Annotated in this window: 10 protein-coding genes; all 10 read left to right on the top strand. The window is 33.5% G+C overall.

The genetic code is table 11. The features are described from left to right. The first annotated feature begins 59 nt into the window (after positions 1–59). Positions 60–509, top strand: a complete 450-nt coding sequence (locus NRK67_13255; protein ID UUV18249.1) for a 2Fe-2S iron-sulfur cluster-binding protein — start codon at positions 60–62, stop codon at positions 507–509. Then, a complete protein-coding gene (locus tag NRK67_13250) occupies positions 509–2,812 on the top strand; it encodes a molybdopterin-dependent oxidoreductase (protein ID UUV18248.1) in 2,304 nt (767 codons plus the stop codon). Before NRK67_13255 ends, NRK67_13250 begins: the two co-directional genes overlap by 1 nt. A gap of 132 nt (positions 2,813–2,944) precedes the next feature. Then, positions 2,945–3,619: a selenium cofactor biosynthesis protein YqeC gene (gene yqeC / locus NRK67_13245; GenBank protein ID UUV18247.1), complete on the top strand. Its 675-nt coding sequence runs from the start codon at positions 2,945–2,947 to the stop codon at positions 3,617–3,619. 16 nt (positions 3,620–3,635) lie between these two features. After that, positions 3,636–4,196, top strand: coding sequence for a nucleotidyltransferase family protein (locus NRK67_13240; GenBank protein ID UUV18246.1), 561 nt, complete (start codon positions 3,636–3,638; stop codon positions 4,194–4,196). A 136-nt stretch (positions 4,197–4,332) separates the two neighbouring features. Then, on the top strand, positions 4,333–4,539 hold the full coding sequence (locus tag NRK67_13235) for a glutaredoxin family protein (protein ID UUV18245.1): 207 nt from the start codon (positions 4,333–4,335) through the stop codon (positions 4,537–4,539). Between the two features lies 1 nt (position 4,540). After that, positions 4,541–6,793 carry a ribonucleoside-diphosphate reductase subunit alpha gene (locus tag NRK67_13230; protein UUV18244.1) on the top strand — a complete coding sequence of 751 codons (2,253 nt, stop codon included), beginning with the start codon at positions 4,541–4,543 and terminating at the stop codon, positions 6,791–6,793. Then, on the top strand, positions 6,786–7,820 hold the full coding sequence (locus NRK67_13225; GenBank protein ID UUV19940.1) for a ribonucleotide-diphosphate reductase subunit beta: 1,035 nt from the start codon (positions 6,786–6,788) through the stop codon (positions 7,818–7,820). Before NRK67_13230 ends, NRK67_13225 begins: the two co-directional genes overlap by 8 nt. Positions 7,821–8,199: 379 nt before the next feature. After that, on the top strand, positions 8,200–10,431 hold the full coding sequence (gene pflB / locus NRK67_13220; GenBank protein ID UUV18243.1) for a formate C-acetyltransferase: 2,232 nt from the start codon (positions 8,200–8,202) through the stop codon (positions 10,429–10,431). A gap of 157 nt (positions 10,432–10,588) precedes the next feature. Continuing rightward, positions 10,589–11,317 (top strand): pyruvate formate-lyase-activating protein, encoded by a 729-nt coding sequence (gene pflA / locus NRK67_13215; protein ID UUV18242.1) that lies wholly within the window; start codon positions 10,589–10,591, stop codon positions 11,315–11,317. Positions 11,318–11,869: 552 nt separating this feature from the next. Further along, positions 11,870–13,513: a ShlB/FhaC/HecB family hemolysin secretion/activation protein gene (locus NRK67_13210; protein UUV18241.1), complete on the top strand. Its 1,644-nt coding sequence runs from the start codon at positions 11,870–11,872 to the stop codon at positions 13,511–13,513. Positions 13,514–13,549 lie beyond the last annotated feature (36 nt).

Raw genomic sequence — 13,549 nt, 5'->3', positions numbered from 1 at the left:
ATCATAGATATGAATCAGCTATAAAGAGGTTTTAAAAAAGAAGATGGTGGGAGGATAAAATGGAAATCAAATTAAAAATAAACGGTATAAATAAAGAGGTAACCATAAAAGATGGGGAATATTTACAGTCGGCTTTAAAAAGACTGGGATTTTTAAATGTAAGAAAGGGGTGTGAAACTGGTTCTTGCGGTCTGTGTACAGTATTATTAAATGGGAAGCCAACTCTTTCATGCTCCACGCTGGCTGTGAGAGGAATCGGAAAAGAGATCACTACCTTAGAAGGGGAAAGTGTCGAGGTTGCAAAATTTGCCGAAGTTTTAACCGATGAAGGAGCAGATCAATGTGGATATTGTTCTCCTGGGTTTACTTTGACTGTAATAGCCATGAAGAGAGAATTAGAATCTCCTACAATAGATGAGATAAAGCATTATTTAACTGGTAACCTATGTAGATGTACTGGATATATGGGACAGCTTAGAGCGGTTAAAAAATATATGGAGGTAAAATAATGGGATATGTTGGGAAAGGAATAAAAAAGATAGACGGGATGGGGCTCATCAAGGGAGCATCATCGTATACTGAAGATATAGCATTAGGACATAACTATCTGACTGTTAAATTACTCCGTAGTCCCCATGCTTTTGCCAGAATAAAAAATATAAATACAACTATAGCCTCTAAGATAGAAGGTATAGAGTGTATATTGACCTATAAAGATGTAACAGATAAAAGATTCACTTTGGCAGGACAGTCTTTTCCTGAACCATCTCCCCATGACAGGAGAATATTGGGAGAATATGTAAGGTATGTAGGAGATGAAGTTGCTATAATTGCAGGAACAGATGAAGAAACTGTATTAAAGGCTATGAAACTCATAAAGGTAGACTATGAAATATTAGAACCTGTATTAGATTTTGAAAAAGCTATAGATCATAAAAGTATAATACATACTGAAAAACCATACACAAGTTTTAACTACGGGAATGAACATATGCGAAATATAGCTGCCCAGGATCTCCTTGTGGAAGGGGACGTGGAGAAAGAACTGGCTAAATCAGATGTAGTGATAGAGCACAGCTATCATACTCAGGCACAGATCCATGGGATGATGGAAAATTATATAGCAGTTACCTATATGGACTTCCAGGATAGGATGAATATAATCAGTTCTACTCAGATACCATTTCATGTGAGAAGACATGTATCTAAGATACTGGATATACCGAGAAGTAAGATAAAAGTTATAAAACCTCGTGTAGGAGGAGGGTTCGGAGGTAAACAAACTGCTCCAATGGAAATATACCCTGCATTAGTAACCAAAGTAACCGGGAAACCTGCAAAGTTAGTATATAACAGGAAGGAAACTCATACTTGCACCACTACCAGACATGAGATGAAATTAACTGTGAAATTAGGTGCTACTAAAGACGGAATTATAAATGCTGTGGATATCCACGGATTATCCAATACAGGAGCATATGGGGAACATGCATGGACTGTATTTAGTGTTGTAGGGCAAAAGACCCTGCCTATGTATAGAGCTAAAGCACGTAGATTTTACGGAGAAGTGGTATATACCAATATGACTACAGCAGGTGCATTTAGAGGTTATGGGGCTACACAGGGAACCTTTGCATTGGAATCAGCAGTAAATGAATTGGCTAAAAAATTGGATATGGATTCAAGTGTAATACGTGAGAAAAATTTGGTGAAACAAGGGGAAGTAAATCCTACTCTGAATAGTTTTGTAGGAGAGAAATCTATTGTTCTGGACAGTAGTACTTTGGATGAGTGTATTACCAGAGGTAAGGAGATGATCGGATGGGATAAAAAATATCCTATGCAGAAGATATCACCTACAAAGGCTAGAGGTGTTGGAATGGCTGTAACTATGCAGGGATCAGGAATCCATGGGATAGATACAGCGTCTGCAACATTAAAATTAAATGATGATGGATTCTACACGTTATTAGTAGGTGTAAGTGATATGGGACAGGGGTGCGATACTGTGGTAGCTCAGATGGCTGCTGAGATACTATGTGTGCCTGTATCTAAAATAATTGTAAATAGTACAGATACAGATGTAAATCCATACGATCCAGGTGCCTACGCTTCTAGCGGGACCTATGTTACAGGAAATGCAGTTATAAAAGCAGCTAACCTTATGGTAGAAAAGATAGTTGGTGGGGCCTCTAAGATATTGAATATCCCGGAAGAGGATATAGAGTTTAACGGAGAATCACTATTATTAAAAGATGGGAAAGAGATCTCGTTGGATGAAATAGCATATAGACTGGTAGCCTATGAAGGGCAGAATCAAATTATAACTACCGGAACCTGGGGAGGACATACTTCTCCACCGCCATTTATAGCCGGGTTTGCTGAAGTTGAAGTAGATTTAGAAACTGGGAAGGTAGAGATGATAGACTATGCAGCTGTAGTTGACTGCGGTACAGTGATCAATCCAAATCTGGCCCGTATCCAGGTTGAGGGTGGAGTAGCTCAAGGGATAGGATTAGCTCTATTTGAGGATATAAAATATGACGCAAAGGGTAAGATGATCTCTGATACATTTATGCAATATAAGATACCATCTAGATGTGATGTTGGGGAGATAAGGGTAGAATTTAAACCTAGTTTTGAACATACAGGCCCATTTGGTGCAAAATCAATAGGAGAGGTAGTTATCAATACCTCTGCTCCTGCAATTGCAGATGCAGTAGCTAATGCTACAGGGGTAAGGGTAAGAACATTACCTATTACACCTGAAAAAGTACTTATGGGAATATTAAATACAAAGCATTCAAACTAAAAATTAATAACTAAAAAAATGAAAATTAGTCACAGAGTTACACTGAGAGAATGTAAAGATACACAGAGATTACACTCTGTGTAATTCTATATTTTTCTCTGTGAATCTCTGTGTCAAGAGAGGTTATTTGTTATGATCAATTTAAAAATTAAAAAAGGAGATGTTGTATCTATAGTAGGAGCAGGAGGGAAAACCACCCTTCTAAATCATCTATCCAATGAGTATAGTCTGGATAACTCAGTTCTTATGACAACAACAACTAAGATATTTACACCTTTAAATTATGATTACCTTTATCATGATATAAATTTTTTAGATACAGTATCTCATCCATTAAAAAATAGCCTCTATGTAGTGGCTCCTAAATATAAGAATAAGCTGTCTAGTCTTCCTAGGAAAGATTTAGAAAGATTGATAGAATATTTTGACTATACTTTTATAGAGGCAGATGGTTCCAAGATGAAACCCCTTAAGGGATGGAATGAAAGTGAACCTGTTATCTGTGCTGATACCACTATAACTATAGGTATAATAGACCTTATCCATATAGGGAAAGCAATAGACAAAGAATTTATCCATAGGATAGAATTATTTTGTAAGTTAGTGGGGAAGAGAGAGGGAGATATCCTTACCATAGATGATTATATTAAAATCATTCTAAAAAAAGATGGGATCTTTAAAAACTCAAAGGGTAAAAAAGTTATATATTTCAGTAAGGTAGATCTGATGACAGATTTAAAAATTATAGATGAAATAAAAAATAAACTATACGATAAAAATTTTGTTGGAGAGTTTTTAAACATATAGCAGTAGGAGGAATCTCATGATTACAGCAATAGTACTGGCTTCTGGGTATAGTTCACGGATGGGAGATAATAAGCTCCTACTATTAAAAGATGGTATCCCAATGGTTGAACACATTTTTCGTCAATTGTGTAAGATAAATTTTCATAGTGTTATAGTGGTTACCCAGTATAAGGAAGTGGAGGATCTGGCTAAATCATATGGTTATACAACGGTTATAAATGATATGCCGCAAAATGGAATAAGTGAAAGTATAAAGTTAGGAGTAAACAATACAGATATAGATTCTAATTTTATGTTCTTTATGGGGGACCAGCCATTTCTTACCAGTGAAGTTATAGAAAAAATAATGGATATTTCAGACGATCAATATATAGTAGTTCCGAGATTTTTAGGTAAAAATAAAAGTCCTGTTACATTTGGGAATGTATACAGAGGTGAGCTCTTAAAATTAACTGGAGACACCGGTGGAAAAATAATAATAAAAAATAACCTGGATAGTATAAAATATGTAAATTTTTTTGATGGAAGTGATTTTTTAGATATAGATACTGTGGAAGAATATGAAAAAATAAGGTAGGAATTTCCTACCTTATTTTTTAAAAATGTTTTTATAATTATTTTATAATTGTAATTTATACAATTGTATGGTAAAACTTATAGTGTACTATATCTAGTATTAAAAAAACATATAATCACAACAGGAGGTATTTTTAATGATAAAAATATACGGAAAAGAAAATTGCAGACAATGTGAGGAGTTAAAGTCTAAACTGATTAATAGCGGTACAGAGTTTAAATATATAGAAGATATCAAAGAATTAAGAATTGTAGCCAGTAAGGCGAAAATAATGTCAGCACCAATAGTTGAATATAATAATAAATTCTTTACTATGGATAGTTTTTTAGAAGAGGTAAAATAATATGAATAGGATGGTTATCAATAGAGATGGGATAAAGGAACCTATAGATATAGATAAAATCAGAGAAAAATTAATTAAAGCCTGTGAAGGGTTGGATATTAATATGGTAGAGCTGGAAAGTCACATAGATACTATCTATCAGGAGGATATTACAACTAAAAGGATACAGGAATCTCTGATCAACCTAACTGTATCTATGACAAACTTTGAATCCAGCCATTGGACAAATGTCGGCGGAAGACTCCTGATGATGGAGATCGAAAGGGAAGTGTATCACGGCAGAGGTTATTCGTATAATGACTTTTATAAAACTATAACTGATCTATGTAAAGATGGTATATATGACAATAGACTATTAGATTATACAAAAAAAGAAATTCAAGAGTTAAATAACTATATGGTGCCCGATAGAGATATGAACTATGACTATGCCGGAGCTAATATGTTTATAAATAGATACCTATTAAAGTATAGTGGGGAAGTATGGGAACTGCCTCAAGAGGTATTTATGACCATATCTATGATGCTCTCCCTGAATGAGAAAAAAGACAGGGTAGAGAAGGTTAAAAAGTTTTATGATGTCTTATCACTAAAAAAAATATCATTGGCAACACCAATTTTAGCTAATCTTAGGGTACCTAATGGAAATCTTGCTTCATGTTTTATAAGTGCCATAGATGATAATATAGAATCTATATTTTATAATGTAGATTCTATAGCAAAAATAAGTAAAAATGGTGGAGGAGTAGGAGTAAATCTTTCTAGAATAAGGGGAAAGGGATCGGTGGTTAATGGGTATTTAAATGCCAGCGGAGGAGTAACCCCTTGGATAAAGATAATAAACGATACTGCAGTAGCTGTAAATCAGCAGGGAAGAAGAGCAGGAGCTGTGACTGTGGCACTAGATACCTGGCATATAGATATGGAACAATTTTTAGAGCTTCAGAGTGAAAATGGAGACCAGAGAGGTAAATCATATGATGTATATCCCCAGGTAGTGGTATCGGATCTATTCATGAAGAGAGTAGAAGAAAATAAAATCTGGACCTTATTTGACCCCTATGAAGTTCGAAAGAAATATAATGTTGAACTGTGTGAGCTGTATGGAGATGAATTTGAAGAGGCTTATAATAAACTTGAGGAAGATTTTGATCTAAAAATAGTAAAAAAAATAAGTGCTCGTGAACTCCTAAAAGAGATTATGAAGACACAGATAGAGACAGGAATGCCTTACATCTTTTTTAAAGATACGGCTAATAGGATGAATCATAATTCCCATAGTGGGATGATTGGTAACGGAAATCTTTGTATGGAAAGTTTTTCAAATTTCTCTCCTACGAAAAAGTTTGATGAAGTGAGAGAAGATAATATTGGGATATCTAAGAATACACTGGGAGAGGTGCACACTTGTAACCTATTGTCTTTAAATCTGGCAGAGGTACAAGACGAAGAGTTAGAGGAGATCAGTATATTAGCTGTAAGACTTCTGGATAATACAATCGAACTTACAAAATCACCCCTCAGAGAATCTGACAGACACAATGAACTATATAGAACTGTCGGTGTAGGAGCTATGGGCTTATCTGATTATTTGGCATATAGATATCTTATGTATGAGGAGTCGGCAGAAGAGGTCGATAAATTATTTGAAAAAATTGCTCTCTATACTCTGAAAGGAAGTGCTATTTTAGCCAAGGAAAGAGGACAATACAAGATGTTCTCCGGGTCTAGCTGGGATAAGGGGATCTTCTTTGGGAGACCAAAACAACACTATATAGATAGTTCAGAGATAGCTTTGGAATGGGCAGAGGTATTTGAGATGGTAGCGGCTGATGGGATCAGAAATGGGGAACTTACAGCAGTAGCACCAAACACATCTACATCACTTCTAATGGGAGCTACAGCTTCTGTAAATCCGGTATTCTCCAGGTTCTTTATTGAAAAAAACCAAAAAGGAGCCGTTCCAAGGGTAGTAAAACACCTGAATGACCGATCTTGGTTTTACAGTGAAGCTAAAAAAATAGATCCCAAAGAATATGTTCGTGTAATGAGTAAGATCTCCAGGTGGATCACTCAAGGTGTATCTATGGAATTATTATTTGATCTGAACAAAGATATAAAAGCTAAAGATATATATGACACTATAATGACTGCATGGAAAACTCAGTGTAAGTCAATATACTATACTAGAACCATTCAAAAAAACAGTAATATAATGAGGGAGAAAGAGGAGTGTGAAAGCTGTAGTGGATAGAAAAAAAATATTTAACCCCCAAGGGATAGACAGCTTGGATCAGAGAAAAATCATAGGCGGAGATACAACTAATATATTCAATCTGAACAACGTTAAATATCAATGGGCAAATAATCTGTATAGAACTATGATGGGGAATTTTTGGATCCCAGAAAAAACAGATCTGACACAGGATAAAAATGACTATGTCAGTTTAGTGGATGAGGAGAAAGATGCATATGATGGGATATTGTCATTTCTAGTATTCCTGGATAGTATCCAAACTAACAATGTACCGAATATTTCAAACTATATAACAGCTCCAGAGGTGAATTTGATCCTGGCTATCCAGACATATCAGGAAGCTATCCATTCTCAGTCATATCAATATATAATCGAAAGTATCCTCCCTAAGGAAAAGAGAAACCTTATATATGATAAGTGGAGAGATGACGAGGTATTGTTTGAAAGAAATCAATATATAGCAAAGATATATCAGGATTTTATAGATACTCCCAGCAACAAAAATTTTTCCAAAGTATTAATAGCTAACTTCTTGTTAGAATCTCTGTATTTCTACAATGGATTTAATTTCTTCTATCTCCTTGCCAGCAGGAATAAGATGATGGGAACCTCTGATATCATTAAATTAATCAACAGGGATGAACTATCCCATGTAGTCTTATTTCAGAATATGATAAATGAGATCAAACAAGAAAATGCAGATTATTTTAGTGAAAAAGAAATATATGAGATGTTTGAAGTAGCCGTAAATCAGGAGATAAAATGGAGTAAACATATCATAGGTAAGAAAATATTAGGAGTTACAGAGAAAACTATTGAAGACTACACTAAGTGGCTGGCCAATGAAAGGCTCAGAAGTCTTGGGTTGAATAAACTTTATGAGGGATACGACAAAAACCCTTATAAACATCTGGAAAAATTAGCAGACACCGAAGGAGAGGGAAATGTAAAAGCTAACTTCTTTGAAGGAAATGTAACTTCGTACAATATGAGCTCCTCCATAGACGGGTGGGATGAACTTTAAAATTAATACTTTTTAATTTTAAGTACTAAAAAACAAGTACCAAGTATTCCGTTTTTAGGCTTCTAAAGTAATTCCTTTTTTCACAAGTGCGAAAAAAGCGACACAAAGTATACGAAAAACGAACTTTTTATCCTATAAAAATATATTAGTTGACAATTTTAATAAAAAATAAGTGAAAAAGTAAATAAAGTTTGTAATTTAACGGCTTATGAGTTACAATAAGGAGAACTTTGTAAATCAAAGTAAAAGACTGTTGTTAACTTAAACTTAATAAATGTGAAAAAAATTAAATTATAATGAATGAAAAGGGTTGACTTTTCTTATTCAAACTGTTATACTTTTCACATAGTAAGACTATTTTGGAATCAGGAGGAATAAAATGAGTAATTATTTAAATAGCTTCAAAGGAGATCTTTGGAAAAAAGAGATCAACGTAAGAGATTTTATACAAAGTAACTATACACCATATGAAGGTGGAGATGAATTTTTAGCAGGTGCTACTGATAACTCTAAAAAATTATGGGATAAATTAACAGAAATGTTCAAAGTAGAAATTGAAAAAGGTGTTTATGACGCAGAAACTAAAATGCCTTCAGATGTAGATGCATATGGAGCAGGATATATAGAGAAAGAATTAGAAAGTATTGTAGGATTACAAACTGATGCACCATTAAAGAGAGCAATGTTCCCTAAAGGTGGATTAAGAACTGTTCAAAACGCATTAGAATCTTATGGATATGAAATGGATCCAGTAACAGCTGACTTCTTTAAGAAGAATAGACCTACTCATAATGATGGTGTATTCTCAGCATATACTGATGACATCAGAGCAGCTAGAAGATCTGGAATCATCACTGGTTTACCAGATGCATACGGAAGAGGAAGAATCATAGGAGATTACAGAAGAGTAGCTCTTTATGGTGTAGACAGATTAATAGCTGATAAAGTAGCTCAAAAGAAAACTTTAGATACAGCTGAAATGACTGAAGATATCATCAGAAGCAGAGAAGAAATTGCACAACAAATTTCATCTTTAAAAGCTTTAATCAATATGTGTAATGCATACGGATTTGACGTATCTAAGCCAGCTACAAATGCAAAGGAAGCTATCCAATGGACTTACTTCGCATACCTTGCTGCTACTAAGCACCAAGACGGAGCTGCTATGTCATTAGGAAGAGTATCTACTTTCTTAGATATCTATATTGAAAAAGATGTTGCTGAAGGAACAATCACTGAAGAAGAGGCTCAAGAATATATGGACCAATTCATCATGAAATTAAGAATAGTAAGATTCTTAAGACCACCTGCATACAACGAGTTATTCTCAGGAGACCCTACATGGGTTACAGAATCAATCGGTGGAATGGGTACAGACGGAAGAACTTTAGTTACTAAAACTTCATTCAGAACATTAAATACTTTATATAACTTAGGTCCAGCACCTGAGCCAAACTTAACAGTATTATGGTCAACTAGCTTACCTGAGAACTTTAAGCAATTTGCTGCAAAAGTATCTATGGATACATCATCATTACAATATGAAAATGATGATCTTATGAGAAACCAATTTGGTGATGACTATGGAATCGCTTGTTGTGTATCTCCTATGAAAATAGGTAAAGGAATGCAATTCTTCGGTGCCAGAGTAAACTTACCAAAAGCATTATTATATGCTATAAATGGTGGAAAGGATGAGAAGAGTGGTGCACAAGTAGCTCCTAAATTCGCTCCTATCACATCTGAATACTTAGACTTCGATGAAGTTATGGAAAAATTAGACCAAAGTATGGAATGGTTATCTAAAGTATACGGAAAAGCATTAAACATAATTCACTACATGCATGACAAGTATGCTTACGAAGCATTCCAAATGTCATTACATGATTTAGAAATAGACAGAACACAAGCTCATGGAATCGCAGGAATCTCAATCGTTGCTGACGCATTAGCAGCTATCAAAAATGCTAAAGTAAAAGTAATTAGAAATGAAGATGGATTAGCAGTTGACTATGAGATCGAAGGAGAATATACTCCATTCGGAAACAACGATGATGAAACTGATGGATTTGCAGTAATGATCACTAAAAACTTCATGAACAAGATCAGAACTCACCACATGTATAGAGGAGCTAGACCTACTCAATCTCTATTAACTATCACTTCAAACGTAGTATACGGAAAGAAGACAGGAAATACTCCTGACGGTAGAAGAGCTGGAGAACCATTTGGTCCAGGAGCTAACCCTATGCACGGTAGAGACAGAAGAGGAGCAATCGCTTCTATGTCATCTGTTGCAAAATTACCATTTGAACATGCAAACGATGGTATATCTTATACATTCGCTATAACTCCAGGAGCATTAGGAAAAGAAGATTCTATCAGAAGAAACAACCTAATCTCATTAATGGATGGATATTTCTCTCCAACTGGTGGACAACATTTAAACGTTAACGTATTCGATAGATCATTATTAGAAGACGCTATGGAAAGACCTGAGTTATATCCTCAATTAACTATCAGAGTATCTGGATATGCAGTTAACTTTGTTAGATTAACTAAGGAACAACAATTAGATGTTATAAAAAGAACTATTAACTCAACTATGTAATAAAAAGTTATAGTTTAGAAAGTGGTAGTTAATTAATTTTAACTGCCACTTTTATGTTATAATGGTATTAATAATGATATCCCTCTTCCTTTTTGTAAATTACTTACTAAAAGGTTAGTGATATACGAGAAAGGGTAAAGCAAAGGAGATGAAAGAGATGGAATTAACAGGAAAGTTACATTCATTTGAAAGTTGTGGGACCGTAGATGGGCCTGGTATTAGATTTATTGTATTTACACAAGGGTGTCCTTTAAGATGTAAATATTGTCATAACCCGGATACATGGGATCTTAAAGATGCTAAATATGAAAGAAGTATTGATTTTACTATAAATGAAATAAAAAAATATAAGCCGTTTTTTAGAAATGGTGGAGGATTAACAGTTACAGGCGGGGAACCATTTGTACAAATAAATTATATAGAAGCTCTATTCAAAAGAGCTAAAGAAGAAGGAATTCATACTGCTGTAGATACTTCTGGTTATATATTCAATGACAGGGTAAAGGAAGTTCTTGAATATGTGGACTTAGTATTATTAGATATCAAAAGTATAAATCCAGATACTTATAAGAACCTGACAGGAGTAGAATTAGAAAATACTCTAAAATTTGCTGAATATTTAAATAGCATAGGAAAACCTGTGTGGATAAGACATGTTGTTGTTCCTGGAATAACAGATAAGAAGGAAAATTTAGAAAAATTAGCAAATTATGTTTCTAAATTAAAAAATGTAGAAAAAGTTGAACTACTTCCGTTTCATCAACTTGGAACACATAAGTGGGAAGAGATGAACCTTGAGTACCCTCTAAAAGATGTGAAGGAACCTACTGCATCAGAGATGAAGGAAGCAAGACAAATATTTAGAGATAAAGGTATTGAATGTTAGATAAAAAATACTCTCTAAATTTATAAAATTTTTAGAAAAAAAGATCAAAATCTTCTATGATTTTGATCTTTTTTTTTAAAACATTAAATTTATAATTGGGACTGTCGCAAGTTTTGTTTAAATTCTAAAAAAAATTAACGTAAAGCTTTTATAAAATGAGGAGTGATAATTAAAGAATTATCACTCCTCATTTTTTAATATATTAGGGCTTTTATTTTTATAAAAGCTTCCTTAGTTCTCTGGCTTAGATCCTGAGCCTCCTTTTCTGATTGCTTAAAGGCTATCATTTTATACTTTTCACCTAAATTTTTAAAAGTTTTCCATTATTGATTCTAAATCTTTATTCTTCGTGTAGTTATTCCTAGTATCCTTCTAACTGACTTTGATATATTTATGACGCAGTCTAAATTTTTGTAAAGAAACAATAAACCCTAATCATACCATTAATAGTTAAATAAAGATAGTTACTTTTGGTAGAGTATTTTTTTGTAATTACTGTATCATTTTAGATATATTCTTTAATGAAAATACGTTTATAAAAGGGAGCTGTCTATGAATAATAAAATTATATTACTATTTTTTTTGATGTTTAACTTTAGTTACTCTAACCAGCAGGAAATCAACAGGGAGGAGAGGAGAAAACAGGAAAAAGAGGTAAGGGAACTTGAAAAATATAATACGCAAGAGGAAGTACAACTACATAAGATAGAAAAGAAAGCTCCGAAGTCAGTAAAGAAACTAAGGATGGTATTTATTGATGGAAACACAATATTAGAATATAAGAAGATCGAGAAAATAAAAAATAAACATCTTATGAAAAAAGACGGGGGAAGTATCATTAACTTAATGAAAGACCTTGAGAATGCATATTTAAAAAAAGGGTATATCTCTGTAAGGGTAAAGATAAATACGGAAAAATCAAATTTACAGGATGGGGTGGTTTATCTAAAAGTAATAGAGGGAGTTCTGGAAGATATACAATTTAAAGATAAAAGAAATAGAGGCAGGTTAAAAATATTTACCTCATTCCCAGTTTCTAAAGGAAATATACTTAATATCAATGACCTGGATCAGGGGATAGATAATTTAAATTCTGTATCTTCAAATAACGCAAAACTAGATATACTCCCCGGAAAATCTCTAGGTGGAAGTATTATTGAAATTGATAATCAAAAATTTAAAAGAGTTTCCGGAACTATTAATTATAATAATTTAGGACAAGACTTTACTGGAAAAGACAGGGTGAAATTATCCCTTATGTTTGAAGATATCTTGGGGGTTAACGATTCCTTTATGGTTAGTTATCAGCAAAAACTGGGATGGGAGATCGATGAAGATAATGATGATTTTTCATTTTTCTTTAAAATTCCCGTAAAATATTGGGAATTTTCTATATCAAGGTCCCAATCAGAATATCTTTCCGCAATAGAATCTTTTAATCATATTTATGAATCTACAGGAGTTTCTACAAATATAAATTATTCTGTGAGACGTATAGTCAACAGAAATAGTAAAGGGAAAACATCTATTGGAATGACCCTTACAGAAAAAGATACAAAAAACTATTTTGATGGGATAAAGCTCATAACCGGTTCAAGAAAACTTTCTATATTAAAAACAGATCTTAACCACAACAGGAGATTTTTAGGTGGGATTTTGTCTGGAAATTTAGCTTATCACGAGGGTCTCGACAGGTTTGGTGCAAAAAGTGATGAGGATAACGGAGTATTTTCTCCAAAGGCACAATTTCAAAAATATACTGCTAATCTAAATTGGTATAAACCATTTGTAATAAAAAAACAAAACCTTTTATACAGATTTACTTTCAGCGGACAATATACAGATGATATTTTATATTCCTCTGAAAGTATGAATATAGGAGATGACACCACTATAAGAGGATTTAGAAATGATTCCTCTTCTGGAGATAAAGGGTTCTATCTAAGAAATGAACTTGGCTACAGGTATACATTTTTCGAGCCATTTATTGGATACGATTATGGAAGGGTCAAAAGTGTTTTTAAAGATGAATATTATAAAAAAAGTGGGGATAAGATGAGCGGAGCAACTATAGGGGTCAAGGTATATTTAAATTATTTTGATATGAGTTTATCATACTCTAAACCTTTGACTGCACCATCATATATAGAAAAAAATACACATGAACTATATTTTACAACCAGTATAAAGTTTTAAAATTTCGAGTTTAAAAAATTGAATTTAAAGTCAAAA

The organism is Fusobacteria bacterium ZRK30 (assembly GCA_024628785.1).
Lineage (GTDB): Bacteria > Fusobacteriota > Fusobacteriia > Fusobacteriales > Fusobacteriaceae > Psychrilyobacter.
The sequence above is the reverse complement of the archived record's forward strand: the minus strand, read 5'-3'. Positions and strand labels throughout refer to the sequence as shown.

Coding starts and splice junctions, on each gene's coding strand:
- NRK67_13255 (UUV18249.1), top strand. CDS start 60: ATGGAAATCAAATTAAAAATAAACGGTATAAATAAAGAGGTAACCATA.
- NRK67_13250 (UUV18248.1), top strand. CDS start 509: ATGGGATATGTTGGGAAAGGAATAAAAAAGATAGACGGGATGGGGCTC.
- yqeC (UUV18247.1), top strand. CDS start 2,945: ATGATCAATTTAAAAATTAAAAAAGGAGATGTTGTATCTATAGTAGGA.
- NRK67_13240 (UUV18246.1), top strand. CDS start 3,636: ATGATTACAGCAATAGTACTGGCTTCTGGGTATAGTTCACGGATGGGA.
- NRK67_13235 (UUV18245.1), top strand. CDS start 4,333: ATGATAAAAATATACGGAAAAGAAAATTGCAGACAATGTGAGGAGTTA.
- NRK67_13230 (UUV18244.1), top strand. CDS start 4,541: ATGAATAGGATGGTTATCAATAGAGATGGGATAAAGGAACCTATAGAT.
- pflB (UUV18243.1), top strand. CDS start 8,200: ATGAGTAATTATTTAAATAGCTTCAAAGGAGATCTTTGGAAAAAAGAG.
- pflA (UUV18242.1), top strand. CDS start 10,589: ATGGAATTAACAGGAAAGTTACATTCATTTGAAAGTTGTGGGACCGTA.
- NRK67_13210 (UUV18241.1), top strand. CDS start 11,870: ATGAATAATAAAATTATATTACTATTTTTTTTGATGTTTAACTTTAGT.